Below are 26,980 nucleotides of genomic sequence, written 5' to 3'. Positions count from 1 at the left end.
TGTGGAAACCCAGGTATCCTCAAAAGACCAGAGATCCCAACCTGTGGGGGTGATTGGCGGCGGGCAGTTGGCGCAGATGTTGGCCTTGGCGGCTCGCCAGATGGGGATCCCGCTGATCGTGCAGGCTGCTGCTCCCACCGATCCGGCGGTGGCAGTGGCCGATGGGGTGGTTTGGGGATCCACAGCCGACAGCCAGGCCACGGCCCAGTTGTTGGAGCGCTGCCCGGTGGTTACTTTTGAAAACGAGTTTATCCCTCTGCCGGAGCTGAAAAAACTGGATCCGGAGGGATCCCGCTTTCGTCCCAGCCTCAGCACGCTAGAGCCGCTGCTGGACAAGTTGCACCAACGGCAGTTCCTGGCGCGGTTGGGGTTGCCGGTGCCGACTTTTTTTCCGCTGGAGGCGGTGTTGGATTCGGCAGACCTGGCTGGACTGGGCTTTCCGGTGGTGCTCAAGCGACGGCGGCAGGGCTACGATGGGCAGGGCACCCGCATCTTGCACGAGCGAGCGGCTTTGCAGCAGGCCCTTAGCCAATCTGAGGGGATCCCGCTATTGCTGGAGGAATGGATCCCGTTCGAGCGGGAGCTGGCGGTGATGGTAGCGCGGGGGCTGAAGGGAGAGATCCGGGTTTATCCGGTGGTGGAAACTGTGCAGATTGAGCAAATCTGCCGCCATGTCCTGGTGCCTGCCCGCATCCCCCCAACCACCGAGGCCGAGATCCGGCGCTTGGCAGCCGATCTGATGGAAAAACTGGGTGCAGTTGGCGTGTTCGGCATCGAGCTGTTCTGGGTGCCGCCCCCCCATCCCAAGGCCGGGATCTGGATCAACGAAATCTCGCCGCGGGTACACAATTCCGGCCACTACACCCTAGAAGCCTGCCGCACCTCACAATTCGAGCAACACCTGCGGGCCATCCTCGGCCTGCCCTTGGGGGATCCCTCCCTCAAGTGTGCGGGGGCAGTGATGGTGAACCTCTTGGGCTATGAGCATTCCACCGGCGATTACGCAGAAAAGCGGCAGCGCCTGGCCCAGCTCCCCAATGCCACGGTGCATTGGTACCACAAAACCCCTGCCCGCCCAGGGCGGAAACTGGGCCATGTGACCGTCTGTCTGCCGACTGCTCCCTCTCCTTTCGAAGCAGCAGCCCTTGTCCGCACCCTCGAATCCCTCTGGTACCCCCAGCCATGAGCCAAGTGTCGGATCCCTCCTTCTCCCCAGACATTCAAGCCCTGATCCAGGCCATGCAACGGCGGGATGTGCCCGCGGTAGCCCAGCAGGTCAACCGCCTCTCCCCCCAAGAGCGCCCCGCCGTGTTGACCCCTGCCCTCCAATACCTGGCCGAGGTGGATCCCGCCAGTGCCCAGTGGTTTGTTCGCCACCTCATGGCCCCTGCGGTCAAAGCGCAACTGCGAGAAGGGATCCTCAAAGCCGCCCAAGACTACCTACAGGAAGCCGGCTTCACCGAAGGGATCGACTACGAACTCAAGCCTGTTCGCGAAAGCGGTGCGGAGCACCATCCCCAATCGGGGGGCAACATCTTGAGCATCAGCCGCAGAGCCTTGCCCTACGCGGCTCCCGATGACGATCCCTTGGGGCAGTTGTTGTTGGCGGAATTCTGCGAATTGCGGGACTAGGCCACTATGAGCAGTACGAGTTATCGGCTGCAGGTGCTGGACATCACCGCCCTGCCCCAACTGCTGGAGCTGGATCGACGGTGTTACGGAGGATACTGGGGAGAACAGGGGTATCGAGCGGAGCTGGAACGACCCACAAGCACGGTGATTGGGGTAGTGGCGGAACCCGTTGCCGTTGGCGCCCCGTGTGGCTTGGGCCAAACGGAGTTCCCCCTTCCCTCTCCAAACCCCACTTCGCCGACGCAGACGACAAAAGAGCTGGTGGGCTTCGGCATTCTCTGGCGCATTGAAGATGAAGCGCATATCATCTCCTTGGCGGTGGATCCCGAGTACCGACGACAGGGCTTGGGCCGGCGGATTCTGGAAGAACTGCTGAACCAAGCGAGAGCAGCAGGCTGCCGCTGGGCCACTCTGGAGGTAAAGGCTTCCAATCAAGCGGCAATCCGCCTGTACGAATCGGCAGGGTTTCAACGGCTGGGACGTCGCAAGGGGTATTACAACGGAGAAGATGCGCTGGTGTATTGGAAGAAACCGATTTAGAAAAGCGTCAATCGTATATAAATTGAAGGACTGTGAACGTTTTTCGGGATACACCTCAAGCCAGACAACAAGCAAGCCAATGGGCTAAGAATATCAAGGCTGCGGGCGATACAATGCAATACAACCCATTGACCGAGTGTCGATTGCCCGTTTGATTCTTTATATAGGTCATCAAAATGCTCTCATTCTGTGGATGCAAACTGCCCGCTACAGTTCCTCCCAGCAACACTGACTCTAGCCAATGCAGCCGCATCCATCGCACAACAGAGATCCTGACTTAATCTACAAAGCTCCTGCTCGGTGGGGAAAAGCTATAGCCTGCGATATCAACACCTTGAGTTCGATCCTTGCCGTTTGGTGGCCGATCAGAGCTTCAACTTACGGCTGGAGTCCTTGGGCTAATAAGATGTAAAGTTTTATTTCGAGATCCAACATTTCTGCTTCAATACATATTTTTCATATCGTATCCCCCCTCTGGCCAGCTTGCCTGAAAAAACACTTCAGGTTAACCTACACTTGTTATCTGTCCATCCTGAGCATTTTCAAGCTGGGAGGATCATTATGGACACCTCTGGAAACACCATTGGAGATGAGGCCATCTCTTTTGTCGTCAGTCTTTGGTCTAGGCTTATCGATTTTATGCCCAATCTCCTTGCGGCGATTGCCATCTTAATTCTGGGTTGGATAGTGGCCATGGCAGTAGCCTTCGGCGTTAGAGGACTGCTCAAAAGGACGCAGCTTGATAACCGCTTGGCCACCTGGATTATGGGCCAGAGGCCCGGCGAGAGGCCTCCGCAAACTGAGCGCTGGGTGGCTGCTGCTGTTTACTGGATTATCCTCGCTTTTGTGTTGGTAGCGGTGCTGAATGCTCTCCAGCTTCAGGCTGTCTCCGATCCGCTCAACAAGTTTTTGGGAGAGATTTTCGCCTATCTGCCGCGGCTGGGCGGGGCGCTGGTGCTGCTAGGGGTGGGCTGGGCGGTGGCCACTGTTGCTCGGCTGGCGGTCATCCAGGGGCTGCGGCGTTTCAACCTCGATGAGCAGTTGGCCCGGCCTCTGCAACAGGAAAGCACTGCCGGTGAGGCAGGTGCAGAAGGAACCCCAACCGGCCAAGAGGGAGGTACAGAGGTCACCCCTTTCCTGCTGAATGAAACTTTGGGCAATGCCCTTTACTGGCTGATTCTGCTGTTCTTTTTGCCGATCATCCTGGATACCCTGAACCTGCAGGGGCCGCTGCAGCCGGTGCAAAACCTGCTGGATCAGTTGCTGTCGATGGTGCCGCGGATTTTGGGAGCGCTGATCATCGGTGCAATGGGCTGGTTTTTGGCCCGCATCGTGCGTGGGATCGTTTCCAATTTGTTGGTGGCAGCGGGAGCTAACCGCTTGGGGGCACGCTTTGGCATTCCCCAGCTGGCCCAAACGGTGGGCACAGTGGCCTACGTCTTGGTGTTGATCCCGGCAGTGATTGCCGCCCTCAAGGCCCTGGAAATCCGGGCCATCTCCGATCCAGCGGTGGCGATGCTGGAGCAGGTGTTGCGGGCCATTCCCCGAATTGCAGGATCTGCTCTCATCCTGGCCGTGTTCTACTGGCTGGGGCAGTTTTTGGCTGGCTTGGTGACCCAGTTGCTGCAGGCAATCGGTTTCGACCGCTTGGCTGCCGGCCTTGGTTTGCCCTCGGCCCCTGCTCCTGAAGCTCCCGCCGCCGAAGGGGATCCCTCAACCTTGGTGAAGCGGCGCACTCCCTCTGAGATTGCTGGCTTGGTGGTCTGGGTGGGCGTGGTCTTGTTCGGGGCAGTGCCAGCCGTGGAGCTGCTGCAGTTTGCTGCTTTGACCGACATCGTGGAGGGGCTGTTGGTCATTTCCGGGCGGGTGCTCATCGGCGCTTTGGTGTTTGGGATCGGTCTTTACCTGGCGAATTTGGCCCATTCCATGGTTAAGAGTCTCGGCAACCCCTCCTCAGGAGTGCTGGCGCAGGCGGCGCGGGTAGCCATTTTGGTTCTGGTTGGCGCCATGGCCCTGCAGCAGATGGGCGTGGCCACCGATATTGTGGTGCTGGCCTTTGGCCTGGTGCTGGGCGCCATTGCCGTGGCTGTGGCTTTGGCTTTTGGCTTGGGAGGTCGCGACGTGGCTGCCGAGCAGATCCGGCAGTGGCTCAAGCGGGAGTGAGAGCCTCGCTGGGTGAGCCTCTAATAAAATTGCCCCGCCTGGCATATGGGCGGGGTTGTTCCTTCGACTCTGGGCCAACCTAAACTGGCTCTGGAACTTTGGCCTCTTCTGCTGCTGTTTCTTGCACTACAATCTTGCCCCGGAACACAACATAGTTGTAGATGTTGTAGGACAAGATCACCGGAATCAAAAAGCCAATAAAGGTGAGCATAAACACCAGCGAACTGGGAGAAGCTGCCGCTTCGTAGATGGTGACGCTGGGGGGGATGATGTTGGGGAAGACCATGAACCCCAAGCCGATAAAAGAAAGCGCAAAGATCAAAAAAGTGTAAACCAAAACGCTATTTTCTTCCCGCCGGCGCAGGCTGCGCAGCAACAACGCCACAAACAAAAGCCCCAGCGCCGGAATGGCGGCAAAGATGTAGAAAAGAGGGGGCGAGAAAAGCTGAGCACGCGCCTGCTCGGACATGATAGGAGTGCTGATGGTGATAAACACTGCCCCCAGTAAAGTTGTCCAGGTGGCGATGGTTGCCGTCTTGTAGTAGGTTTCCTGAAGCTCGCCGGTGGTCTTAACGATTAGGTAGGCTGAGCCGATTAACACATAGCCCTGGATCAAAGTAAGAGCCACCAACAGCGTGCGCCAGGTCAGCCAATCCCAGGGGCTGCCGGCAAAGTGGCCGGCTTCGTCCACGCGGATCCCTTCGAAGACGCTGCCCAAGGCAAATCCCTGGCCCAAGGCTGCCAAAAAGCTGCCCACTCCGAAGGCGATGTTCCACACCAGCTTGTTGTCGGCGTTCTCCCGAAACTCGAAGGAAACGGCCCGCAAGATCAGGCCCACCACCATGATCACCAAGGGTATGTAGAGGGCATTGAGAATGGTGGCGTAGGCGAGAGGAAAAGATCCAAATAGGGATCCCCCCATCAACACCAGCCACGTCTCGTTGGCATCCCAAACATTGCCCAAGCTGGTCATGAGAATGCTGCGCCGCGTCTCGCTGGAGGCCGTCAGGGAGAGGATACCAACTCCCAGATCAAACCCGTCCAGCAGAACGTAGAGAAATAGGAATAGGCCCAGGATAAAAAACCAAACCTGGGGCAGAAACCGCTGTAAAGGCTCAAAAGATTCCATCGCTGTTCCCTCTGCTTTGAGTATTTCTGACCAGTGCGAGACAGTTCCCGATGGCGATCCCCAGTCCCTCTCCCTCTAGGGAAGGGAAGTTGGGAGTTGACGTAGCGAAGGGTTTCACTGCTGTGGGGAATGGGCCTGCTACGTTGCCCTGTTGCTACTTGGAGTCACCAGTTAGATGGCTACCAAACTGCTGCTACCGAGCTTCTGCAGGACGGCGATCTGGCTCGTGGCGGGCAGGCTCGACCACGATCACCGGCTGCGTTGCCGGGACAGGGGCGGGCAACTCCAGGTTTGGCCCTTCGCGGATGATGCGGCTGCCAAAGTAGAGAGCGGCAACGAAGAACACAGTGTACAACGCGGTCAGGCCAACCAGAGAAAACAGCACTTCTCCTGCCGGCAGGGGCGAAACCGATTCCACCGTGCGCAGTTGTCCATACACAATCCAGGGCTGCCGACCCACACAGCGGACGATCCAACCGGTTTCAACGGCGATGTATCCCAGGGGTGCTGCGAAGATCCAAGCTCTCATCAGCCACTTTTGCTGAGAAAGGGCCTCCACTGAGAGCTTGCCCCTCAGCCATTGCACAAGGGTAACTCCGACAAGCCCGGCTAGGAGGAGGCCAATGGCCACCATTGTCCTAAAGGAGTAGTAGATGAGGCCAACCATGTGGGGACGATTTTGGGGATCCCAGCTTTTGAGCCCTTGAATGGGTCGATCCAAGCGGGGCTTAAACTCCAGCAGATAGCCCAGCGCGCCGGGGATCTTCACCTCCCACTCGTTGCGCTCTTCACGGTCGTTGGGCAAGGCCAAAAGGCTCCAGTCCGCCCGCTCACCGGCGGGGATCGTCTCCCACTGGGCCTCCATAGCTGCCAGTTTGGCCGGCTGATAGCGATACACTTGCTCCGCGCTCAGATGGCCGACGAACACCTGCAAAGGGGCGACCACCAGGGTCATTGCCAAGACCACTTTGAGGGAGCGGGAGAAGAACTCGCTGTGCCGCCGCTTGAGAATGTACCAGGCACTGATGCCACCGATAACAAACAAAGAGGTTTCCAAGGTGGCAAAAAACATGTGCAGAAAGCTGTTGACCATGAAGGGGTTGACAATAGCTTGCAGGTAGTCCCGCACCACAAATTTCCCATCGACGAACACGCCACCTGCCGGCGTCTGCAGCCAAGAGTTGGCCGTCAGGATCCAAAAGGTGGAGAGGTTGGCGCCAAAGGCCACCAGGATCGTCGAGATCCAGTGAATCACCGGCGGGACGCGCTCCCAGCCGAACAGCATGATCCCCAGAAAGCTGGCCTCCAGCATAAAGGCCATCGTGCCCTCAAAGCCCAGGATGGTTCCAAAAAAATCTCCCACTGCTTCGGAAAAGGGTGCCCAGTTCATGCCAAATTGAAAGGCCATTGGCAAGCCTGAGGCCACGCCAATACCGAAGTTCAACACATAGAGTTTTGACCAGAAACGGGCGTGGCGGTATTAATCTAAGTTGCGGGTTTTCAGCCAAAGTCCCTCAACAACAACGAGATAAATGGCCATCCCTGTTGTTAAAACCGGCCACAACATGTGAAAAATGGCCGTGAGGGCAAACTGTAGACGAGAAAGGGTAACGGTATCTAGAAACATGATTTGTACTAAGCTTAGATGAATTGGCCAATACAGCTTTTTCCGACAACATCCTCTGTAGTTGATGCAGCTACATCTCTTGCATGAAAAACATCTTGCTCCCTAGCAGACATCAGATGAGGCCGGGAAAGCCGCGCTTTGTGGTTCCTTCTAACATCGAATCTTGGCTAAGACAATCGACAAGCCGTCCGACTCTAAAGGTTAATTTTAGGATTCTGTGAGATATAGACCTTTTTTTGTAATTTGGACTACAAAGCAAAAAGCCCTCTGTGAACCTAGCGGCCAAAAACTGGCAGGCCATTGACATAGGGTTCTGGTTTTCTTCGTCTTTAAACAACAAAACTGTTGTCCCAATAGATCGAGGAGCAATTCCCAGCAAGGGGCGACTTCCCGTCTACAGCGCCAGCAGACGGCTGCTGATTGTCCCCGGAGCCTGCCAGAATTGGGATCCCTGCTTGTTGGGATCGCAGTTTGCAGTGTGGGGTGGAAGATGTCGTTTATCCCGCTGGTGCGCTTTCTGGCCCAATCTGGCTTGATGCAAGAGTTGGCCGCCCGGTTGAGATCACGGCGACAGGCAGATCTGCAGGGGGCAGGGCGGATCCCGAAGGGGTTGATCGCCTCGGCTTTGGCCCAGCAGGAGGGAAGATCCCTGCTGGTGGTCACCGCCACCTTGGAGGAGGCAGGCCGCTGGACAGCGCAATTGGAGGGCATGGGCTGGGAGACGGTGCAGCTCTACCCCACCTCCGAGGCTTCCCCTTACGAACCTTTTGACCTGGAACCGGAGCTGGTGTGGGGTCAGTTTCAGGTGCTGGCCGATGGTCTCCAGGGCAGGAAGGACATGGCCATTGTAGCCACGGAGCGGGCCCTCCAACCCCACCTTCCCCCTCCAGAGGTGTTTCGGGCCTTTTGCCTCAAGCTGGAACCCGGCCTGGAGATGTCGCCGCAGCAGTTGGGGCAGCAGTTGGCTCGTCTGGGCTATCGGCGGGTAAGCCTGGTGGAAAGCGAAGGGGAGTGGAGCCAAAGGGGCGACATTCTCGACGTTTTCCCGGTGGCCTGCGAATGGCCGGTGCGCCTAGAGTGGTTTGGCAACGAGCTGGAGCGACTGCGGGAGTTTGACCCAGTCAGCCAGCGCTCCCAAGATGGGATCCCCCATGTCTGGCTAACTCCCACCGGCTACGGGCCCATCCTCTGGCCGGCTCTGCAGGAAAAAGCCGATCAGCTCTCCCAGGGCCTACGGCAGCAGTTGGAGCAGTCGCCCACCCCCCCGGAGGGCTTGCGCCGTTTTCTCGGCCTGCTCTACGATCCGCCAGCCAACCTGCTGAGCTATCTGGATCCCGAGGCTTTGATCCTGATCGACGAGCCGGAGCAGTGCCAAGCCCACAGCCGGCAGTGGCTAAGCCACGCCCAGGAGCAGTGGCAGCTGGCCCGGGCCAGCGAGCCAGCTCTGGTGCCTTTCCACCGCCCCTTTGATCTCAAGGCTCCCGACTGGGATCCCTTCCCCTGCCTGTTGGCCCGCACCTTTGCCCCTGCTGGCGAAGCCGAAGCTGCCCTTGACCTAAAAAGCCGGCCTGTGCCTACTGCTCCCCACCAGTTTGGATCCCTGGCCAAAACCCTGCGCGAGTACCGCAAGCAGCAGTTGCAGGTGTGGATCCTCTCTGCCCAGCCCTCCCGCACCGTGGCTCTGCTGCAAGAACACGACTGCCCCGCCCAGTATGTGCCCAACCCCAAAGACTTCCCCGCCATCGAGCGGCAGCTACAGTCTTACACCCCGGTGGCCCTGAAGTACTCCGGCTTGGCCGATCTGGAGGGGTTTCTCCTGCCCACGCTGGGATGGGTGGTGCTCACCGACCGCGAGTTTTTCGGCCAGCACAGCCTGGCCACCCCTACTTATGTGCGCAAGCGCCGCCAGGCCAGCTCTCGCCAGGTGGATCCCAACCTGCTCAAGCCGGGGGATTTTGTTGTCCACAAGGCCCATGGCATCGGCCAATTCCTGCGCCTGGAAACCCTCACCATCGGGGGCGAAACCCGCGAGTACCTGGTTATTCAATACAGCGATGGCCTGTTGCGGGTGGCTGCCGACCAGGTCAACTCCCTTTCCCGCTACCGCGCCAGCGGGGATGGACCACCTGCCCTGCACAAGATGTCCGGCAGCACCTGGGAAAAGACCAAACAGAAGGTGAAAAAGAGCCTGCGAAAAGTGGCCTTTGACCTGCTGCAGCTCTATGCCAAACGCGCCGAACAGGAGGGCTATGCCTTCCCGCCCGATTCTCCCTGGCAACAGGAGCTGGAAGATTCTTTCCCCTATCCCCTGACGCCGGATCAACTCCGAGCTGTCCAGGAGATCAAGCGGGATATGGAATCTCCACGCCCTATGGATCGGCTGCTGTGTGGGGACGTGGGCTTTGGCAAAACAGAGGTGGCAATCCGTGCCATTTTCAAAGCCGTAACCGCCGGCAAGCAAGTAGCTCTCCTGGCGCCAACCACCATTCTTACCCAGCAGCACTACCACACCCTCAAAGAGCGCTTTGCTCCCTATCCCATTCAAGTGGGGCTGCTCAACCGCTTCCGCACCTCGGAGGAGAAAAAAGAAATCCTATCCCGTCTCAAAAGCGGCGAACTGGATGTTGTGGTGGGCACCCACCAGCTTTTGGGCAAGGATGTGCAATTTCGGGATTTAGGCCTTTTGGTGATTGACGAAGAGCAGCGATTTGGCGTCAACCAAAAAGAGAAGATTAAGCTGCTGAAAACCCAGGTGGATGTGCTGACGCTCACCGCCACCCCCATCCCGCGCACCCTGTATATGGCCTTGTCGGGGCTGCGGGAAATGAGCCTGATCCAAACTCCCCCGCCTTCCCGTCGGCCCATTAAAACTCACCTTTCGCCCTACAATCCTGAGGTTGTCCGCACAGCCATCCGCCAGGAATTGGATCGGGGTGGGCAAGTGTTTTATGTGGTCAACCGCATCGAAGGGATCGAAGAAGCCAGCGCCAAATTGCGGGAATGGGTGCCCGGCGCCCGCATTGCCATTGCCCACGGGCAAATGCCGGAAGGAGAGCTGGAATCCACCATGCTGGCCTTTAACAATGGCGAGACCGATATTTTGGTCTGTACCACCATCATCGAATCGGGTTTGGATATCCCCAGAGTGAATACCATCTTGATTGAAAATGCCCAGGAGTTTGGATTGGCTCAGTTGTACCAACTGCGGGGGCGGGTGGGCCGGGCCGGGATCCAAGCCCATGCTTGGCTGTTTTACCGAGAAGACGGGATCCTCACCGAGGAGGCCCGCAAACGCCTACAGGCCATTCAGGAATTTACCCAACTGGGATCCGGCTATCAGTTGGCAATGCGGGATATGGAAATTCGCGGCATTGGCAACCTGTTGGGAACGCAGCAATCGGGGCAAGTCAATGCAGTGGGCTTCGATCTTTACCTGGAGATGCTGCAAGAGGCTATTCGAGAAATTCGCGGCCAGGAGATCCCGCAGGTGGAGGACACGCAAATCGACCTGAATGTTACCGCTATGATCCCGCAAAGCTATATTCCCGACGAAGATCAAAAGATGCAGGCTTATCGACAACTGGCCGCTGCTGGCTCTCGGGTCGAGCTGTTGCAAATTGCCCAAGAATGGCAAGACCGCTTTGGCCCCCTGCCCAAGCCCACTCAGGAGCTGCTGCGGGTAATGGAGCTGAAGGTGCTGGCCCGAGCCCTGGGCTTTTCCCGCATCAAACCGGCCAAAGAGCATGTGCTTTTGGAAACCCCCATGGAGGAGCCCGCTTGGAATCGCCTGAAAGAGGCCCTGCCCACTCACCTGCAGCCTCGCTTTGTTTACCAACCGGGCAAGGTGACGGTGCGGGGTCTGGGGATGGTACCGGCAGCGCAGCAACTGGAGAGCCTTTTGCAGTGGCTAGACAAAATGAGTTTGGCCCTGACAACCTCCTGAATCCTGCTGGATCCCTCTCGGGGTGGGTTCATGCTCTGATGTGAGAAAGTGGGATGGGTGGGCGGCCTTCCTCTGTTTGAACTTTTGCCCTCCTTTTTGCATCGTGTTCGCGTCATGTAAAGTTCTAGAAGCCCACCACCTGCAGAAGACCTACCGGCAGGGGAGCAAGGAGGTGCGGGCGGTGGTGGATGTCTCCCTGACGATGGCGGCAGGGGAGATCCTGGCTTTTCTGGGGCCCAACGGGGCCGGCAAGACCACCACCATCAAGCTCATTGCCGGGCTGATCCAACCGGACGCGGGCACAGTGCGCATTCTTGGACGGGATCCCCATACCGATCCGGGGGCCCTGGCCCAGGTGGGGGCAGTGCTGGAAGGCAATCGCAACCTCTACTGGCGGATGACCCCCCTACAGAACCTGGAGTACTTCGGTGTGCTGCGGGGGCTATCCCCCAGAACCGCTCGGCAACGGGGGTTAGAGCTGCTGGAGACCTTTGGCCTGCAGGAGAAACAAGATGTGGCCGTGCAAACCCTTTCGCGGGGCATGCAGCAGAAGGTGGCCATTGCCGTCGCCCTCCTGCATCAACCGGCCCTGTTGCTGCTGGATGAGCCCACCCTGGGGTTGGATGTGGAATCGGCGCAAGCGGTGAAATCCCTGATCCGCCAAATTGCCGCTTCGGGTCGAGCCATCTTGCTCACCACCCATCAACTGGATATTGCGGAAGCGCTCTCGGATCAGGTAGCCGTTATTCGACAAGGGGTGATCATCGCCCAAGCCCCCACGGGAGAGTTGATCCGGCACTTTGCCGGCGCCGTCGGTACTTACCGGATCGAGCTGGAACAGGGGCTGGATCCCTGGAGGTTTGAACAACTGGCCCGCCAAGGGGTGGAGATTCTCGGATCCCATCGGGTGCGGTTCAGCGGCCCGCCAGAGATGCTCTATCAGGTGCTGGAGATCTTGAAGCCTTTGCCCTTGCTCAGCCTCAAACGAGAGGAAGCCGATCTCACCCATATTTTCCTCGAGTTGTTGAAAAGGGGAGAGGGGCAAGGATGATGCCGGTGATACACCTGTTTTGGGCTGAACTGAAGCGGGCCTGGATCCAGTACATTCGCTATCCGGCGGAGGCCCTGGGCGGGATCCTGATCACCACGTTCTTCTTCTATGCCCTCTTTGCCGGCGCCCAATATGTGGCAGGGCCTGCCTCCCAATTTGGCGAACGGTTGGATGCGGTGGTGATCGGCTATGTGCTCTGGACGCTGGTCATTTTTGTGGTGAACGACATCGCCCTCAACCTGCAGGTGGAAGCCCAGACAGGCACCTTGGAGCAGGTGTTGCTCTCGCCATTTTCGGCAGCCACTCTCTTCTTGGCACGGGCTTGTGCCAGCTTGGTGTTGCGCTTTTCCATTGTCGTCGTCATTCTGGGCGTCATCTTATTGCTGACGGGCAGCCGGTTGCGGTTTCCCCCTGCTTTGGTGTTGCCTTTGGTGAGCGTGGTGCTGGGGGCCTACGGCTTCTCGTTTTTGCTGGGATCCGCCGCTCTGATTTGGAAGCGAATTCAGCAGCTTTTAATTATCAGCCAATTCGGCTTGCTTTTTCTGTTGGCTGCTCCCACGGAAGAATGGCCGGGATCCCTGAGGTGGCTAGGGCAAAGTCTGCCCATGACGGCGGGGGCTGGGCTGCTGCGAGACGTGATGGTGCGGGAGGCGGGCTTGGATCCCGTGCGGCTGATCATGGCTCTGACCAGCGGCGTTTTCTACTTCGGCCTGGGCTTGCTGACCTTTCGCCGGGCGGTTCGGGCAGCCAAGCGCCGAGGGATCCTGGGATCCCAGTAGAGGTCTGCAGGAGGGCATCTAGAGCGAACGTTGGTCGGGGGAGCGGTGCAGCAGGTGAGGGAAGTGGTATTCTACCGCTCCAGTGACCGGGTTGTTTTCGGGGAAAGCCATGCTCCGCCGGCTCAGCTCTTGCAGCGCCTTTTCAATTTCGTCAAAGTCGGCAGGTAAGTCGATAGCTATCTCCGCAAGGGTGAGGATCCCTTGCCGCTGTTGGGCCAGCCGCAGGATCTCCCGCATCAGAGCTTGACCTTTGAGGGGCTGAGGAGGTGCTGAGGTGGTTTTTGAGGAAGCTGGGGATGGGGAGGGTCGGGATCCCTGTAGAACTGCCAGTTTGAAGTTGTGATTTTCCACCATGCCTGGGATCAAAAACAGGTCGATCAACTGCCCAATGCCCAACAGGCCAAAGGTGAACAGCCAGAGAACGCCTGTGCCGGTCTTGCCCAGGTAGAGGCGATGGACGCCACAGATCCCGAATATGCCCAACGCCCAGAGGATGTAGGCGGTACCGACGGATTTGGGTTCGGCGGGGGGCAGCAGGTAGCGAGAACTCATGGGGATTTGACGAGATAACTTTGAGCGGGTACTCCAAGTCTAAGTCTGTCATCTCCTGGCCTGGACGGGCAGAAGAGAACCGGCAAAACCAATCCCTTTACCTCTAAAAGCGAGCTTGGACCCCTTCTAGGCTACTGCCTGAGGGAGGGCAGCCTCAACGGGAAAAGAACCGGAATAATGAGATCTGAAGCTCCCCAAGCTCGAAGAACTCCGTCCTGCCATCGCGAACGGTGGGCACACTCATAGGGAAGGTCAATGCTCGAGCCAATTTTAATCGGGTTGAGCGCTGTGCTCTGGGGCGGCCTCTGGGGCTACGCCACGCTGCTGGTCGTGCTGGTGAACTTTAAAGAGCAGGGATCGGTTTATGCCTATCCGATGCAAGCGGTGTTGGATCGCTTCGTGGAATCCTTGGGGTTAGACTGGCTCAAAGCTCTCCATGCTATGCAACTGAGGCCGCTGCGCCAGATCAGCTATGCTCTGTTCGGCGCCGTCACCTTGGGGGTGGCTTTCATGCTCTGGGTGTTGGGCTGAGGCGATGCCCAGATCAACAGGCGCATTCGCGCAGCAACTGCAAATGCATCAACCCAACCCGAGTTCTCGACAGGCCCATCATGAACGCTGCTCAACTGGTCGCCATTCTCTCTACTGCCATTGCCACCGCCACACCGTTGGTCTTTGCCTGCATAGGGGAAACCATTACCGAGCGGGCGGGGGTGATCAATCTCTCCGCAGAGGGGACGATCATGCTGGCCGCCATGGTTGGGTTCGCCGTGGCCAAGCTGACGGGAAGTCTGGCGTTGGGCTTTTTGGCTGCCGCCGCTGTGGGAGTGCTGTTTGCTGGGATTGTGGCCTTCGGCTCGCTGACCCTGAAGGGATCCCAAATTGCCATTGGTTTTGTCTTGGCCCTGTTGGGGGCGGATTTGTCTTCCTTTTTGGGCAATCCGTTCGTGCGGATCCCAGGGCCAACGGTGCCCAGCCTGCCGATCCCCTTCTTGAGAGAGGTGCCACTGCTGGGGCCGCTCCTGTTCCGAGGGGATCTGTTGCTGTACGCCAGCTACGCGCTCATCGGGGGAACTTGGTTCTTTTTTTATCGCACTCGGCCTGGCCTGATGTTGCGGGCCATGGGAGAACAGCCGGCAGCAGCCTTTGCCCGGGGCACCGATGTCATTTTCTGGCGCTATGTCTATACCCTTGTGGGGGGATCCCTATTGGGCTTGGCGGGAGCTGCTTTTTCTCTGGATTTCAAGGCCGGCTGGAGCCACCGACATACAGCAGGGTATGGCTGGATTGCTTTGGCCATCGTCATCTTCGGCGGCTGGAACCCCTTGCGGGTAGCCCTGGGGGCCTACCTGTTCGGCATTTTGCAGTCCTTTGCCGGAGTTGCCCAGACTACCATCCGCGCCGTGCCCACCCAAGTTTTTACGGTGGCTCCCTTTGTGTTGATGATTTTGGTGTTGGTGCTCACTTCTGGGGAATGGTGGGAGTACGGCTTGCGCGGGATCCCACCTCGGCTGCGGCGCTGGATCCAGCAGGCGGTGAAGGCCACTCCGCCGGCAGCTCTGGGGCAGCCGTTTGAACCGGGCTAGAGGTTGCTTCCGGCACTGCGGCTTGGGGGTCGCTGATCAGCCGGATCGGAGAGGGGAATCTGAAAGCGCTAGAAAATAGCCTGCAGTTTTTTAAGGCAAGCCTGGATCTGCGCCATTTCCGAGGGATCCAGCTTTTGGAAACGCTCTTTCAAGTAGGCGATGTGGGCCGGGAAAATTTCCTCAAACAGTTTTTCCCCCGCCTCTGTCAGCACGACCTTAAAGCAGCGTCGGTTTTCCGGGGGCACTTCCCGGCGCACCAGCCCTTTTTGTTCCAGGCGATCCACAATGCCGGTCAGTGTCCCTTTGGTCACCAGCGTTTTTTGGGCCAGGACATTCATGGTCATCCCAGGGGTATTGCCGAGGGTCACCAACACATCAAATTGGGGGGCGGTCAGCCCCATTTGCCGAATATGAACCCCGGCATAATTTTCAAAGGCTTGGTAGGCCCGCGCCAGGTCTCGCAACAGCCCCAAAAAAGGCTCACGGGCCGCCGCCACCGTCCGCGTCAGCGGAACGGAGTCCTCAGGGTTGAGAACCTCGTCGCTTTGAAGAGGAGGAGAGTTAGCGGGAGTGGGCATGGTTGAAGATCGCTGTTCGCGTTGGTGGAACAGAGTCCTGAGGGAACTCAACCCCAAAGGACAGTCTCGGCTCTATGATAGCCCACCGTAGTACAGTTCTAACGCAAATTGTGGTCATTTCGATCCAAGCCAGGATACTGCACCTATGCCTAAAACCCTAAAACATTGAATGCACTGGGCCAGAAGGCTTTTCAAGGACTCCGTCCCGCTGGCGCGACCAGTAGCTCGGGTATCTCATCCTAAACTGAAACGACTATGACGGTTATTCCGGCAGCAGCGAAAGAAGGGCCAGGGATCTCTAGGGCAGTTGCAGCACCTGAACGGGCGAACCGGCAGGGATCTGGGTTGTTCCCACCGGCAGCACAGCCAAGGCATTGCAGCCGGCCAGACTGATGAGATTGCCGGAATTGAGGTTGGCGGCGGGCTGAAATCGGATCCCTTCGGGCTTGACCTGCAGCCGTCCCCAGAGGTAGTGTTCCCGCCGACCGTCGGCATGCAGATCCACAGCGCTGAAGGCGGAGAGGATCTGCCAGTAGGGGGGCAGGGATCCGCCCATTTTTCGCAGAGCCGGGTGCAAAAAGCGCCAGAAGGTCACCAGGGCAGAGGCAGGGTTGCCCGGCAGGCCAAAGTAGAGCTTGGGAGGGCCGTGGGGATTGGGAAAACGGGCCACCGTCAGGGGTTTGCCCGGCTTGATGGCCACACTGCGGATGAAAATCTCGCCTCCCAACTCCTCCAGCACCTTTTCCACCAGGTCAAAATCCCCCACCGATACCCCTCCAGAAGAGATCACCCCATCGGCAGAGGCCAGGGCCTGCTGGACGACCTGCCGCAACACCTGGGGCCGATCCGGCACGATGCCCAACTGGATCGGGATCCCACCCGCTGCCTTGACCAGAGCCGCTAAGCCGTACTGGTTGGAATCCACAACCTGCCCCGGCTCCGGCACCTGCTGGATGGGCACCAACTCATCCCCTGTCGAGAACAGGGCCACCCGAGGCTGACGAAACACCGGCACCATCGCCTGTCGGATGGCAGCCAAAACGGCCAGCTCCGCTCCACCCAAAGCCTGCCCTGTCAACAGAACGGGATCCCCCTGGCGGGCAAAGTCTCCCTGAGGCCGGACAAATTGGCCCCGCTGCGGACGCTGCAAGAGGCGAACGGTTCCTGGCGAAGGTTGCTGCGTGTATTCCTGCATCACCACGGTGTCCGCACCGCTGGGCAAGAGGGAGCCGGTGTAGAGACGCACCGCTTGTCCAGGCTGGAGCTCTCGGGTGGGTGCCTTTCCGGCGGGGAGAGTCTCAATCACCTGCAGCTCACAAGGGATCCCCGCTTGCACATCTTCATGGCGCACGGCATAGCCATCCATACTGGAGGTGGGCCGGGCCGGAAAATCTTGGGGGCTATACAAAGTTTGGCTGAGAACGCGGCCTTGGGCGGATCCCAGCTCCACCCACTCTGTGCCCAGCGGCTGAACCGCCTGCAAAATCAGGGCTTCTGCTTCGGCCACCGGCAGCATCACGGCTTTTACAACCCCCTTCTCCAACACCTTATCTTCAGCATCCAGAAGTCGGTTCCGCCAAGGCCATTAAAAACAACTTAAACTGCGGACAGCGGCCATCAATTCCGACCTTGGCATGAGAAGTGTATGACCAGGATCCCACCAAGCCCCAGAGCTGGCAAGAAGTCGGGTCAAGTTGCTTATTCGGAGTCTGCAACTCTTTCTACTTCGGGATCCCGGCCTTGTTGGGGAGATGGGGATCCCGGCAGCGTTGCAGCCGGCCACAGGCTATCTGGCTGCCGCGGCTGCGGAAGCTGGATACTGGTCACGTAGCGGGCGTAGCCTTAGGACGACTGAGCCACCGGATAGCTCGAGTGCAGCAAGCGAGGTGTCTATGTTAAATGCCGCCGTCATCCTCACGATCTTCCTTGGCTTCTGGGGAGTCGTGGTTAAGCGCAACCTCATTATGAAGATCCTGTCTATGGATGTCATGAGCACCGGGGTCATCGCCTTCTTCGTGATCTGGGCAGCCCGGAGCGGTGTGTTCACCCCCATCTACAAACCCTGGCGCGAGCTGGACTATGCCGACCCGGTGCCTCAGGGGATCATCCTCACGGCCATCGTCATTGGCCTATCGGTACAAGCCTTGATGTTGGTGGGGGTGATGAAGCTGTCCCGCAATCATCCCACCCTCGAAGTCGAGAGCATCGAACAGGCAGTCGCGTCAGGGGCGCAGAGCACTTCTACCGATGACTGAGCTGACGCTGGTGTGGGTGGCATTGCCCTTTCTGCTGGCCTTCACAACCTACTTGATGCCGGCCCTGACCCGTCCCAGCTTGGTGGGGATGGCCGCGCTGACGGTGGCCTATGCGGTGCAGCAGGGGGGCTTGCCCGGCACAACCGCTGCGCCCTTGGAGCTGCAGCTTTTGGATCACTTCGGGGTGACGCTGCGGATCGATGCCAATGGAGCAGCGATGCTCTTGGCCCACGGCCTGGTCACGCTAGGAGTGGCCCTGTATTTGGATAGACGCTTTGCGGGCAGCCGCTTTCTGGCCATGCAGTTGCTGATCGTCCACGGTAGCGCCAATGCTGTCGTCATCAGTGCCGACCTGATCAGCGTCTACGTTTCCCTGGAGGTGCTCAGCATCGGCGTGTTTTTGCTGCTGACCTATGGGCGGCGGGCTGAGGGCCAACCCACAGTGGAAGAAAATGCTCCGCACCGCGATCGCCAGCTCTGGGTGGGGCTGCGCTACCTTTTCATGAGCAATGTGGCCATGCTCTTCTACCTGATGGGCGCAATCCTGGTCTATGTGCGCACGGGATCCCTGGCGATGAGCAGTTTAACTATGGCCGACCCCACAGCCTTGGCGCTGATTGCTGTGGGTCTTTTGGCCAAGGGGGCGATCTTCGTTGCCGGCCTGTGGCTGCCTCTCACCTATGCTACCGCGGATCCCGTTATCGCGGCGGTGCTCAGCGGTTTTACGACCAAAGCAGGAGCCATGGCCTTGGTGCGCTGCAGCGAGGCTTCGCCGATCTTGGCCCAGGGGTTGCCCTACTTGAGCGCCGGTTCAGCCGTTTTCGGGATCCTACTGGCCCTGATGGCGAGCACGCCCCAGCACCTTCTCGCCTGGAGCTCGGTATCGCAGATGGGATTTGTGATTGCTGCCCCTCAATGGGCGGGTTTGTACGGTCTTGCCCATGGGTTGGCAAAGCCCTTGCTGTTTGTTGGAACAAGCGTGACCCATCCCTGGCGTTGGCCGATGCTGCTCTTGGGGACGGCTTCCCTGGCAGGGGTACCCGGCAGTTTGGGGTATGCGGCCAAGGCCCTCAGCTTATCTGCTCTGGATCCCTGGCACGAGTGGCTGTTGGTGGGGGTTACCGTCGGCACCACGTGTTTAGGCGTGCGAGTGCTGCGGGCACCTGCTTCTCCCATGAAGGGGGACGCCACCTCTGCAACTCCTTGGCAAGATAAAGTGGCACTGGTGCTCTGGGGTGGGGGCTTGCTCTGGGGCTGGCTGCCGGCGGCCTTTGGCGCTGACAATCTTCTCAAGGCGCTCCTCAGTTTGGGCGTTGGGATCCCCCTAGGCTGGTTTTGGGAGCGGATCCCTTTGAAGGGAGGGTCGGTGAACGAAGGGCTGGAAGCAGTGGTGGGCGGCTTGAGCATAGTGTTGGTGCTGGTTTGGGCTCTGTTAGCTGTGGGGAACTATGGGACGCTACCCTGAGTTGGGTCTATTGGAGATCGGCCTGCGCCTCTTGATTTGGTTTTTGCTGACGGGCAATCTGAGCTGGGACAATGTGGCCATTGGGGTAGCGGCAACACTGCTGCTGCCGCGCCAGGCTTCTGCACCGGTGCAATGGCGGGATTGGGGGCGGGTGCTCCAGGAAATTCTTTTGGCCATCCCAAGAGCCTACTGGGAAGCCTTCGAGATGATCCTCAAACCCCACACTGTTGAGGAGGTCGTTTACAAACAAACCCTGCCCAACCGTTCGGCGGGGCTGGTGTTTCTGGATATTTTTTTAATTACCTTCACGCCCAAAACCATTGTGCTCAATTGCAATGCCCAAGGCACCTATGAAGTCCATCTGCTCAAGCCGCGGGAGGACGTGTGAACTTACTGCTGTTTCTGCTGACCCTAACGCTGTGCTTGCCCCTGTACGCCGCTTGGCTAAAGGAAGATATCTGGCAAACGATGCTCGCCTTTGCCAGCCTGGCCACGAAGACGGCCATCCTGATTTTGGTGGTGTCGGTGGTGCGGGATGATTGGATGATCGGGATTGTGGGGGTTTTGATTTTGTCGGTGGGCAATGCGGCCTTAATGCTCTTGGCTCATGTACTGAAACGGCTGGAAATGCTTTAGAAAGGCCCTGGGGGTAGGTATGGAAGTCTGGGTGGAAGGTCTGAGCTATCTGTTGTTTGGGATTGGTGTGCTGTTTTGGTTGTGGGGAACGGCGCCGCTCCTTGGGGATCGCTCGATTTTATTTAAGCTGCACGGCCTTTCGGTGTCGGACACCCTGGGCTCTATGAGCATCATGCTGGGGCTGCTGTTGCGGATCCCACGGGAATGGCCCCTGTTGGTGTTGGCACTGATCTCCCTGGCTATTTGGAATACCATTCTGGGCTATGTGCTGGCGTTTTGCTCGCAGCGCAAGTCCCTATAGGAGGGCAGGATGGAAGAGACCCTGTTGCTGGTGATGGCGTTACTCCTGCCCCTGACGGCAAGCTTGGTGGTGACTCAGACCAATCCCTACCACGCCTTGGTAATGCGAGGGATCCTGGGGACAATTGCCGCCTTGATCTACGCGCTGTTTGGGGCGGCGGATGTGGCTCTGACCGAGGCGCTGGTGGGCACTATGCTTTCCATTACCCTCTACGCCATTGCGGTGCGCTCTTCGCTGAGTATGCGCCTGGGCGTTCTTGAAGGCAGCCCTGTGCTGGAGGCCAGTACCTCAGCAGCACGGCAGTTGTTACAGCAGATGCGCCAAGGGCTACAGCGGTATCACATGCGCTTGGAGTTGGCCGCCTATGGGAGTTCGGAGGCGTTGGTGGCTGCTCTTCGCAGCCGAGAGGTACACACCATTGCCCTTGAGCCCGGTGGAGAAGCAGCAGAGTATCGCCTGGTTACACGCGTACCCCGCCTGCAGGCCATTTTGGCGCAGCAAGCTCTGGCCGCTGAGGTGATGGCGACATGAAGTGGGTGTACGGGATAGCGGTGCTGCTGGCAGCCCTACAGCTCATTGTGGGCGAGGCGGGATCCGTTTCCCCCAATCGCGCAGCGGGCGTAGCTTTAGTCGAGGCAGTGGAGATTCTGGCCAGCGAAAGCGGTGTGCCCAACACGGTGACGGGTCTCATTCTGCGCAACCGCCTCTACGATACGGTCTTTGAAGTGGTGGTGTTTTCCACGGCAATTTTGGGCGCCCAATATCTGCTGGCGGATGAGCAGCCGACAGCCAATGTAGCTCAATTTACCGATATTCCCTCGATTGTGTTGGCGCGAGTGGGAGCCACCATTTCGGCTTTGATCGCGGTGGAGCTGGCCATTCGAGGGCACCTGACGCCGGGCGGAGGCTTTGCTGCCGGGGTGGCGGGGGGGACGGCCATTGGCTTGGTGGCGATCACCGCCTCTTCCACCTGGATGGAGGCCATCTACAAACGGTGGCGGGCTGCGATGTGGGAGAAGCTGTCGGTGGTGACGTTTATCGGGGTGGCCGTGGTGGCTCTGGCCGGCTGGGAATTGCCCAGAGGGGAGTTGGGAGCTCTGTTTAGCGGCGGCTGGATCCCGATTCTCAATATTCTGGTGGCGATCAAAGTGGCGCTGGGATCCTGGGCGGCAGTTTTGATCTTTATTCGCTACCGCGGCTTGTTATGAGGGTCTAAATGGGTTAATGAGAGGTACCCCTGTCCCGGCAAAATCACGGACATTGCGAGTAACCAGGGTAAGTCCGTAAACCAAGGCTGTAGCAGCCAGTTGTTTGTCAATCGCATTTTGAGAGTGAGGTACGCACAGGCTTCCCCATACCTGGGCTTCGGTAATTGTGAAATCAAGAATGTGATCGGCATAGTCATCGACAACCGTTTGCAGCCACCTCTCCAGAAGGTTGGCTTGCAGATGATCGCCGCGATGGCGCATGAGTTCAACGCCTCGGCGGAGTTCGCCCAGCGTGATCACGCTGATGTAGATGCGGGCCTCTTGCTCAATGGCAGTTTGAAGAAATTCTTGAACCCCGGAGTTGGCTTGACTGTGTTTGCGCAGCTCACTGATGACGTTAGTGTCAAGCAAATACGTCATGGGCAGTGTTATCTTGCACCCGCTCAAAGTCTGAATCGTTGCCAACGTTAGGTATCGATCTGAGCACTTCGGCAAAGGACTGTTTCGCAGGCTGGAGTAAGACTTGCTCTAGGATTTTGCGGTGTTCGGCCTCTGCACTAACGCCGTGACGACTAGCCCTTTGTTTGAGAGCTTTGACAATGGCTTCGTCAACATTGCGAACAATTAACGTGGCCATAGAGCGTTTCCTCGATCGGCAGATCCCTGGGCGGCTTTGCTGCGACGATAGCATTGATATCATCTAAAGTTCAAGTTTTCCCGTCTATTGATACTGATGAAGAAGCTGCCCTTTTGCGGGTTGCCCCAGAGAACTCCTGCCTGCCAGGGATCCAAGCTCTGCCTGCTGTGCATAGCCTTTGAAAGCGCAACACTCAAAAAAGAGGGATCCCGATGAGCAACTTGACCTGCAGGTGACCTCTACAATAGAAGGCTGACTCTGCCACCTGGTGGGATCCCTATGCCGCGCCGCACCGATATCCACAAAATCTTGCTCATTGGAGCGGGGCCGATCGTCATTGGCCAAGCCTGTGAGTTCGACTACTCGGGCACCCAAGCCTGCAAAGCCCTGCGGGAAGAGGGCTATGAGGTCGTTTTGGTCAACTCTAACCCCGCCACCATCATGACGGATCCCAGTATGGCGGAGCGCACCTACATCGAGCCGGTGACGGTGGACTTTGTGGCCAAAATTATCGAGCGGGAGCGCCCTGATGCTTTGCTGCCCACCATGGGCGGCCAGACGGCCCTCAACGTGGCGGTGCAACTGGCCCAGCAAGGGATCCTGGAGCAGTACGGGGTGGAGTTGATTGGGGCCAAGCGGGAGGCCATTGAAAAAGCCGAAGACCGGGATCTTTTCAAGCAAGCCATGCAGCGGATTGGCTTGGCCGTGCCCCGCTCTGGCCTGGCCCACACCCTGGAAGAAGCCAAGCAGATTGCCCAGGAGATCGGCTATCCCCTCATCATCCGCCCGGCCTATACCCTGGGGGGCACCGGTGGTGGGGTGGCTTACAACCAGGAGGAGTTTGAAGAGATCTGCGCTGCCGGCTTGGAGGCCAGCCCCGTTTCCCAAATCTTGGTGGAAGAATCGGTCATCGGCTGGAAGGAGTTTGAGCTGGAGGTGATGCGGGATCTGGCGGATAACGTGGTAATCATCTGCTCCATAGAAAACATCGACCCGATGGGGGTGCACACTGGCGACTCCATCACCGTGGCCCCGGCCCAAACCCTCACCGACAAAGAATACCAGCGGCTGCGGGACTATGCCATCGCCATCATGCGCGAAATTGGCGTAGAGACCGGGGGATCCAACGTGCAATTTGCCGTCAACCCTGCCAACGGCGAGGTGCGGGTGATCGAGATGAACCCGCGGGTCTCCCGCTCTTCTGCTTTGGCCAGCAAGGCCACCGGCTTTCCCATCGCCAAAATTGCCGCCAAATTGGCAGTGGGCTACACGCTGCCGGAGATCCCCAACGACATCACCCGCAAAACTCCGGCCAGCTTCGAGCCCACCATCGACTATGTGGTCACCAAGATCCCTCGCTTTGCTTTTGAAAAATTCCCCGGCGCAGAGCCGGTTCTCACCACCCAGATGAAATCGGTGGGGGAGGCGATGGCCATTGGCCGCACTTTTCAAGAATCCATCCAGAAGGCCCTGCGCTCTTTGGAAATCGACCGTCCCGGTTTTGGCAGCGATAGGCCGGAGGTTTTCCCCAAGCCCGAGGAAGTGCGGGCCAACCTGCGCACCCCCAACCCCTTCCGCCTGCTCACCATCCGCACCGCTCTGCTCATGGGCTTTTCTGCCCAGGAGATTGCCCAACTCACCCACATCGATCCCTGGTTTATCGACAAGCTGCAGGAGTTGGTGGAGGTGGAGCAAGCCCTCAAGGGGCGGGAGCTGGGATCCCTGAGCGCTGACGACTTGAGACACCTCAAGCAAATGGGCTTCAGCGACCGACAAATTGCCCACCTCACTGGATCCACGGAACATCAGGTGCGGGCCTGCCGCAAAAGCCTGGGGGTGATCCCCACCTACAAAACTGTAGATACCTGCGCTGCCGAATTTGAGGCTGCTACCCCCTACCAGTACTCCACCTACGAGAGCGAGTCGGAGATTTTCCCGGCCCGCAAAGAGAAGGTGATGATCTTGGGAGGTGGCCCCAACCGCATCGGCCAGGGGATCGAATTCGACTACTGCTGCTGCCATGCTGCCTTTGCCCTCAGCCGCCTGGGTTACGAAGCGATCATGGTCAACTCCAACCCGGAAACCGTTTCCACCGACTACGACACCGCCGATCGCCTCTATTTCGAGCCTCTCACCCATGAAGAGGTGATGAACTTGGTGGATGCTGAGCAGCCGGTGGGCCTGATCGTGCAATTTGGCGGTCAAACTCCCCTCAAGCTGGCGCAGGGGCTGGCAGCAGCCCAGGCTCCCATCTGGGGAACTTCCCCCGACTCCATCGACATTGCTGAGGATCGGGGGCGCTTCGAGCGCATCTTGCGGGAGTTGGATATTCGCCAGCCGGCCAACGGCATTGCCCGCAGCGTGGAAGAAAGCCTGGAAATTGCCCGCCGCATCGGCTATCCGGTGGTGGTGCGGCCCAGCTACGTCTTGGGGGGACGGGCTATGGAGATCGTCTATTCCGACCAAGACTTGCAGCGCTACATGCAACTGGCGGTGGCGGTGGATCCGGATCGTCCGGTGCTGGTGGATCAGTTCCTGGAAGAGGCGGTGGAGGTGGATGTGGATGCCATTGCCGACCGCACCGGCGCTGTTACCATCGGCGGCATTCTGGAGCACATCGAGCAGGCCGGGATCCACTCGGGCGATTCGGCCTGTGTATTGCCCAGCCGCACCCTCAGCCCCGAGGTACTGCGGGTGATCCGCGAGTGGACGGTGAAGTTGGCCCAAGCTCTGAAGGTGGTGGGCCTGATCAACGTGCAATACGCCGTCCAAAAAGGTCAAGTCTATATCCTGGAGGCCAATCCGCGCGCCTCCCGCACCGTCCCCTTTGTCAGCAAGGCCATCGGCCATCCGCTGGCAGACTACGCCGCTCAAGTGATGAGCGGCAAAACCCTAGCCGAGCTGGGCTTTACCCAGGAGGTGATCCCCTCCCACATTGCCGTCAAAGAAGCGGTTTTGCCCTTCCACAAGTTTCCCGGCACCGACACGCTGCTGGGGCCAGAGATGCGCTCCACCGGCGAGGTGATGGGCATTGACACGGACTTTGGCCGCGCTTACGCCAAAGCCCAACTGGCGGCGGGGCAGAATCTGCCTCTCCAGGGGACGGTGTTCATCAGCGTCAGCGACCGGGATAAACAGGCGGTCATCCCGGTAGCCCGCGAGTTTGTGGGGCTGGGCTTTCGCCTGTTGGCCACCGAAGGAACCCAAAAGGTTTTGGCCGAGCACGGGATCCCGGTGGATAAAGTCCTCAAACTGCACGAGGGACGGCCCCACGTCATCGACGCCATCAAAAATCACCAGATTCAGCTCATTATCAACACCCCTTCCGGTGTCGAGGCGCAGCAAGATGGCCAAAAGATCCGCCGCACTGCCCTGGCCTACAAGATCCCTCTGGTGACAACCCTGGCAGGAGCCAAAGCCACTGCGGCTGCCATCCGTGCTTTGCAGTCGGGATCCCTGCAGGTGAAGTGCTTGCAGGATTTTTTCTCTGTCTAGGATTCTGGAGGAAAAAAAGCAGGTCCCGGACGGCACCTCTTTCCTAAACCTATCCTTAAGAAACGTCTGCTCAAGCTTGGCTGCCATCAACTGCCAGTGACCGACCTTCGCCGGGAAGCTCTCAAAGACCTCCAAATTGCAACATATCGGTGCTGATTTGTATCGACAAATCCATTTTTTTCACATTCCCGTTGCGGAAGTTAGGGATCCCTGTCGGCATCCCTAAAACTGTCTAGCCTGAAAGAAGGAGACGCTTTTGGCGGTCGGCGCGGGAAGAGTTTTGCCCCGTTCAAGGAAGCCGACAAAGCAAAGAATGGTTTTGTCTCTTTAGGAGTTGGCCTATGAGTACGGTAATTCGCCGCTCCTCGGCTGCGCGGCAGCTCTGGAGTTGGAATGGCTTTTGCCAATGGATAACCAGCACCGAAAACCGGCTTTACATCGGCTGGTTTGGCGTATTGATGATCCCGACCTTGTTGGCAGCAGCCTTTTGTTTTGTAATCGCTTTTATTGCTGCTCCGCCGGTGGATGTGGATGGGATCCGCGAGCCGGTGATCGGCTCTTTGATAGGGGGGAACAATCTCATCTCGGCGGCGGTGGTGCCCACGTCGGCGGCCATCGGCTTGCACTTTTATCCCATTTGGGAAGCCGCCTCTTTGGATGAATGGCTCTACAACGGCGGCCCCTACCAACTGATCGTGCTCCATTTCCTGATCGGGGTGTGGTGCTACCTGGGCCGGCAGTGGGAGCTGAGCTATCGCTTGGGCATGCGTCCCTGGATTGCGGTGGCGTTTTCCGCTCCGGCGGCGGCGGCTACGGCGGTGCTCTTGGTTTACCCCATCGGCCAGGGCAGTTTCTCGGAAGGCTTGCCCCTGGGGATCGCCGGCACCTTCTACTTCATGCTGGCTTTCCAGGCGGAGCACAATATCCTCATGCACCCTGCTAGCTGGCTGGGGGTGGCCGGCGTCTTTGGCGGCGCTCTGCTGGCCTCCCTGCACGGCTCCCTGGTGATCTCCAGCCTAATCCGCGAGACCTCGGAAGAAGAGTCACAAAATGCCGGCTACCGCTTCGGGCAGGAGGAAGTCACCTACAACTTCCTGGCCGGGCACTACGCGTTCTTGGGGCGGCTGGGGTTCCCCGGCCTGGGCCTGAGAAACAGCCGTTCCGTCCACTTCTGGATGGCGGCCCTGCCCACAGTGGGGATTTGGGCGGCGGCAATAGGTATCGGCATAATGGCCTTTAACTTGAACGGCTTGAACTTCAACCAGTCCATCCTGGACAGCCAGGGCCGCTTCATCCCCACCTACGCCGATCTCCTCAACCGCGCCAATCTGGGGATCCAGGTGATGCACGCCCCCAACGCCCATCATTTTCCCTTGCTGCTGGCGGCTCAACCCTAAGGCAGG

The 26,980-nt window shown here is 58.6% G+C and carries 24 protein-coding genes and 1 pseudogene; 18 read left to right on the top strand and 7 right to left on the bottom strand.

Annotated elements, in window-relative coordinates; translation table 11 throughout:
- Position 1 precedes the first annotated feature (1 nt).
- The 4 genes from NW816_RS03570 to NW816_RS03555 all read left to right on the top strand — a co-directional run bounded on the left by NW816_RS03570 (position 2) and on the right by NW816_RS03555 (position 4,335).
- Positions 2 to 1,186, top strand: coding sequence for a 5-(carboxyamino)imidazole ribonucleotide synthase (locus NW816_RS03570; RefSeq protein WP_414408256.1), 1,185 nt, complete (start codon positions 2 to 4; stop codon positions 1,184 to 1,186).
- Positions 1,183 to 1,632 (top strand): hypothetical protein, encoded by a 450-nt coding sequence (locus NW816_RS03565; protein ID WP_414408255.1) that lies wholly within the window; start codon positions 1,183 to 1,185, stop codon positions 1,630 to 1,632. The genes NW816_RS03570 and NW816_RS03565 overlap by 4 nt, the downstream gene beginning before the upstream one ends.
- A 6-nt stretch (positions 1,633 to 1,638) precedes the next feature.
- A complete protein-coding gene (rimI, locus tag NW816_RS03560) occupies positions 1,639 to 2,172 on the top strand; it encodes a ribosomal protein S18-alanine N-acetyltransferase (protein ID WP_414408254.1) in 534 nt (177 codons plus the stop codon).
- Positions 2,173 to 2,733: 561 nt separating this feature from the next.
- On the top strand, positions 2,734 to 4,335 hold the full coding sequence (locus NW816_RS03555) for a mechanosensitive ion channel (RefSeq protein WP_414408253.1): 1,602 nt from the start codon (positions 2,734 to 2,736) through the stop codon (positions 4,333 to 4,335).
- Positions 4,336 to 4,414: 79 nt separating this feature from the next.
- Here the strand turns inward: NW816_RS03555 and cydB are convergent, their stop codons facing one another.
- Together cydB and NW816_RS03545 are read right to left on the bottom strand one after the other, a co-directional pair.
- Positions 4,415 to 5,464, bottom strand: a complete 1,050-nt coding sequence (cydB, locus tag NW816_RS03550; RefSeq protein WP_414408252.1) for a cytochrome d ubiquinol oxidase subunit II — start codon at positions 5,462 to 5,464, stop codon at positions 4,415 to 4,417.
- Between the two features lie 193 nt (positions 5,465 to 5,657).
- Positions 5,658 to 7,091, bottom strand: a pseudogene (locus NW816_RS03545) (cytochrome ubiquinol oxidase subunit I).
- Between the two features lie 490 nt (positions 7,092 to 7,581).
- Between NW816_RS03545 and mfd the strand changes: the two are divergent.
- From mfd to NW816_RS03530, 3 genes are all read left to right on the top strand, one after another.
- Positions 7,582 to 11,034: a transcription-repair coupling factor gene (gene mfd, locus NW816_RS03540; RefSeq protein WP_414408251.1), complete on the top strand. Its 3,453-nt coding sequence runs from the start codon at positions 7,582 to 7,584 to the stop codon at positions 11,032 to 11,034.
- Positions 11,035 to 11,110: 76 nt separating this feature from the next.
- Positions 11,111 to 12,085: an ABC transporter ATP-binding protein gene (locus NW816_RS03535; protein ID WP_414408250.1), complete on the top strand. Its 975-nt coding sequence runs from the start codon at positions 11,111 to 11,113 to the stop codon at positions 12,083 to 12,085.
- Positions 12,082 to 12,864, top strand: a complete 783-nt coding sequence (locus NW816_RS03530; protein WP_414408249.1) for an ABC transporter permease — start codon at positions 12,082 to 12,084, stop codon at positions 12,862 to 12,864. Before NW816_RS03535 ends, NW816_RS03530 begins: the two co-directional genes overlap by 4 nt.
- Before the next feature lie 18 nt (positions 12,865 to 12,882).
- Here the strand turns inward: NW816_RS03530 and NW816_RS03525 are convergent, their stop codons facing one another.
- Entirely contained in the window at positions 12,883 to 13,416 is a 534-nt protein-coding gene (locus tag NW816_RS03525) for a TM2 domain-containing protein (RefSeq protein WP_414408248.1), read from the bottom strand.
- A gap of 255 nt (positions 13,417 to 13,671) precedes the next feature.
- On the opposite strand from NW816_RS03525, the gene NW816_RS03520 reads away from it, so the two are divergent.
- Complete coding sequence (locus tag NW816_RS03520; RefSeq protein ID WP_414375133.1) at positions 13,672 to 13,947, top strand: hypothetical protein; 276 nt, start codon at positions 13,672 to 13,674, stop codon at positions 13,945 to 13,947.
- Between the two features lie 80 nt (positions 13,948 to 14,027).
- Entirely contained in the window at positions 14,028 to 15,002 is a 975-nt protein-coding gene (locus NW816_RS03515) for an ABC transporter permease (RefSeq protein WP_414355801.1), read from the top strand.
- 68 nt (positions 15,003 to 15,070) lie between these two features.
- On the opposite strand, the gene NW816_RS03510 is transcribed toward NW816_RS03515, so the two are convergent.
- A complete protein-coding gene (locus tag NW816_RS03510; protein WP_414375135.1) occupies positions 15,071 to 15,580 on the bottom strand; it encodes a MarR family winged helix-turn-helix transcriptional regulator in 510 nt (169 codons plus the stop codon).
- Between the two features lie 298 nt (positions 15,581 to 15,878).
- A complete protein-coding gene (glp, locus tag NW816_RS03505; protein WP_414408247.1) occupies positions 15,879 to 17,126 on the bottom strand; it encodes a gephyrin-like molybdotransferase Glp in 1,248 nt (415 codons plus the stop codon).
- A 346-nt stretch (positions 17,127 to 17,472) separates the two neighbouring features.
- Here glp and NW816_RS03500 point away from each other — a divergent pair, with 346 nt between their 5' ends.
- From NW816_RS03500 to NW816_RS03470, 7 genes are read left to right on the top strand one after another with little or no spacing between them, the layout of a single operon-like run.
- Positions 17,473 to 17,835, top strand: coding sequence for a cation:proton antiporter subunit C (locus tag NW816_RS03500; protein ID WP_414408265.1), 363 nt, complete (start codon positions 17,473 to 17,475; stop codon positions 17,833 to 17,835).
- Positions 17,828 to 19,300: a cation:proton antiporter gene (locus tag NW816_RS03495; protein WP_414408246.1), complete on the top strand. Its 1,473-nt coding sequence runs from the start codon at positions 17,828 to 17,830 to the stop codon at positions 19,298 to 19,300. The genes NW816_RS03500 and NW816_RS03495 overlap by 8 nt, the downstream gene beginning before the upstream one ends.
- Positions 19,284 to 19,688, top strand: coding sequence for a cation:proton antiporter (locus NW816_RS03490; RefSeq protein WP_414408245.1), 405 nt, complete (start codon positions 19,284 to 19,286; stop codon positions 19,686 to 19,688). The genes NW816_RS03495 and NW816_RS03490 overlap by 17 nt, the downstream gene beginning before the upstream one ends.
- Complete coding sequence (locus NW816_RS03485; protein ID WP_011431878.1) at positions 19,685 to 19,936, top strand: hypothetical protein; 252 nt, start codon at positions 19,685 to 19,687, stop codon at positions 19,934 to 19,936. The genes NW816_RS03490 and NW816_RS03485 overlap by 4 nt, the downstream gene beginning before the upstream one ends.
- A 19-nt stretch (positions 19,937 to 19,955) precedes the next feature.
- Positions 19,956 to 20,237: a monovalent cation/H(+) antiporter subunit G gene (locus tag NW816_RS03480; protein ID WP_011431879.1), complete on the top strand. Its 282-nt coding sequence runs from the start codon at positions 19,956 to 19,958 to the stop codon at positions 20,235 to 20,237.
- 9 nt (positions 20,238 to 20,246) lie between these two features.
- Entirely contained in the window at positions 20,247 to 20,768 is a 522-nt protein-coding gene (locus NW816_RS03475; protein WP_414357736.1) for a DUF4040 domain-containing protein, read from the top strand.
- Positions 20,765 to 21,445, top strand: coding sequence for a Na(+)/H(+) antiporter subunit B (locus NW816_RS03470; protein WP_414408244.1), 681 nt, complete (start codon positions 20,765 to 20,767; stop codon positions 21,443 to 21,445). Before NW816_RS03475 ends, NW816_RS03470 begins: the two co-directional genes overlap by 4 nt.
- Here the strand turns inward: NW816_RS03470 and NW816_RS03465 are convergent.
- Together NW816_RS03465 and NW816_RS03460 are read right to left on the bottom strand one after the other, a co-directional pair.
- Positions 21,440 to 21,865 carry a type II toxin-antitoxin system VapC family toxin gene (locus tag NW816_RS03465; protein ID WP_414348624.1) on the bottom strand — a complete coding sequence of 142 codons (426 nt, stop codon included), beginning with the start codon at positions 21,863 to 21,865 and terminating at the stop codon, positions 21,440 to 21,442. The genes NW816_RS03470 and NW816_RS03465 overlap by 6 nt on opposite strands.
- A complete protein-coding gene (locus NW816_RS03460; RefSeq protein ID WP_071818136.1) occupies positions 21,849 to 22,082 on the bottom strand; it encodes a FitA-like ribbon-helix-helix domain-containing protein in 234 nt (77 codons plus the stop codon). The genes NW816_RS03465 and NW816_RS03460 overlap by 17 nt, the downstream gene beginning before the upstream one ends.
- A 279-nt stretch (positions 22,083 to 22,361) precedes the next feature.
- Between NW816_RS03460 and carB the strand changes: the two genes are divergently transcribed.
- The gene (gene carB, locus NW816_RS03455) at positions 22,362 to 25,577 is read left to right on the top strand and encodes a carbamoyl-phosphate synthase large subunit (RefSeq protein WP_414408243.1); all 3,216 of its coding nucleotides are present in this window, start codon (positions 22,362 to 22,364) and stop codon (positions 25,575 to 25,577) included.
- Between the two features lie 341 nt (positions 25,578 to 25,918).
- Complete coding sequence (gene psbA / locus NW816_RS03450) at positions 25,919 to 26,974, top strand: photosystem II q(b) protein (protein ID WP_414329388.1); 1,056 nt, start codon at positions 25,919 to 25,921, stop codon at positions 26,972 to 26,974.
- Positions 26,975 to 26,980 lie beyond the last annotated feature (6 nt).

It is taken from the genome of Synechococcus sp. W55.1 (assembly GCF_047461655.1).
GTDB lineage: Bacteria > Cyanobacteriota > Cyanobacteriia > Thermostichales > Thermostichaceae > Thermostichus.
This window is presented reverse-complemented; position numbering and strand designations above follow the sequence as displayed.

What these genes read in the sequence shown, in the direction of transcription:
- NW816_RS03565 (WP_414408255.1), top strand. Translation starts at nt 1,183, where the DNA reads ATGAGCCAAGTGTCGGATCCCTCCTTCTCCCCAGACATTCAAGCCCTG.
- rimI (WP_414408254.1), top strand. Translation starts at nt 1,639, where the DNA reads ATGAGCAGTACGAGTTATCGGCTGCAGGTGCTGGACATCACCGCCCTG.
- NW816_RS03555 (WP_414408253.1), top strand. Translation starts at nt 2,734, where the DNA reads ATGGACACCTCTGGAAACACCATTGGAGATGAGGCCATCTCTTTTGTC.
- cydB (WP_414408252.1), bottom strand. Translation starts at nt 5,464, where the DNA reads ATGGAATCTTTTGAGCCTTTACAGCGGTTTCTGCCCCAGGTTTGGTTT.
- mfd (WP_414408251.1), top strand. Translation starts at nt 7,582, where the DNA reads ATGTCGTTTATCCCGCTGGTGCGCTTTCTGGCCCAATCTGGCTTGATG.
- NW816_RS03530 (WP_414408249.1), top strand. Translation starts at nt 12,082, where the DNA reads ATGATGCCGGTGATACACCTGTTTTGGGCTGAACTGAAGCGGGCCTGG.
- NW816_RS03525 (WP_414408248.1), bottom strand. Translation starts at nt 13,416, where the DNA reads ATGAGTTCTCGCTACCTGCTGCCCCCCGCCGAACCCAAATCCGTCGGT.
- NW816_RS03520 (WP_414375133.1), top strand. Translation starts at nt 13,672, where the DNA reads ATGCTCGAGCCAATTTTAATCGGGTTGAGCGCTGTGCTCTGGGGCGGC.
- NW816_RS03515 (WP_414355801.1), top strand. Translation starts at nt 14,028, where the DNA reads ATGAACGCTGCTCAACTGGTCGCCATTCTCTCTACTGCCATTGCCACC.
- NW816_RS03510 (WP_414375135.1), bottom strand. Translation starts at nt 15,580, where the DNA reads ATGCCCACTCCCGCTAACTCTCCTCCTCTTCAAAGCGACGAGGTTCTC.
- NW816_RS03500 (WP_414408265.1), top strand. Translation starts at nt 17,473, where the DNA reads ATGTTAAATGCCGCCGTCATCCTCACGATCTTCCTTGGCTTCTGGGGA.
- NW816_RS03495 (WP_414408246.1), top strand. Translation starts at nt 17,828, where the DNA reads ATGACTGAGCTGACGCTGGTGTGGGTGGCATTGCCCTTTCTGCTGGCC.
- NW816_RS03490 (WP_414408245.1), top strand. Translation starts at nt 19,284, where the DNA reads ATGGGACGCTACCCTGAGTTGGGTCTATTGGAGATCGGCCTGCGCCTC.
- NW816_RS03480 (WP_011431879.1), top strand. Translation starts at nt 19,956, where the DNA reads ATGGAAGTCTGGGTGGAAGGTCTGAGCTATCTGTTGTTTGGGATTGGT.
- NW816_RS03475 (WP_414357736.1), top strand. Translation starts at nt 20,247, where the DNA reads ATGGAAGAGACCCTGTTGCTGGTGATGGCGTTACTCCTGCCCCTGACG.
- NW816_RS03470 (WP_414408244.1), top strand. Translation starts at nt 20,765, where the DNA reads ATGAAGTGGGTGTACGGGATAGCGGTGCTGCTGGCAGCCCTACAGCTC.
- NW816_RS03465 (WP_414348624.1), bottom strand. Translation starts at nt 21,865, where the DNA reads ATGACGTATTTGCTTGACACTAACGTCATCAGTGAGCTGCGCAAACAC.
- NW816_RS03460 (WP_071818136.1), bottom strand. Translation starts at nt 22,082, where the DNA reads ATGGCCACGTTAATTGTTCGCAATGTTGACGAAGCCATTGTCAAAGCT.
- carB (WP_414408243.1), top strand. Translation starts at nt 22,362, where the DNA reads ATGCCGCGCCGCACCGATATCCACAAAATCTTGCTCATTGGAGCGGGG.
- psbA (WP_414329388.1), top strand. Translation starts at nt 25,919, where the DNA reads ATGAGTACGGTAATTCGCCGCTCCTCGGCTGCGCGGCAGCTCTGGAGT.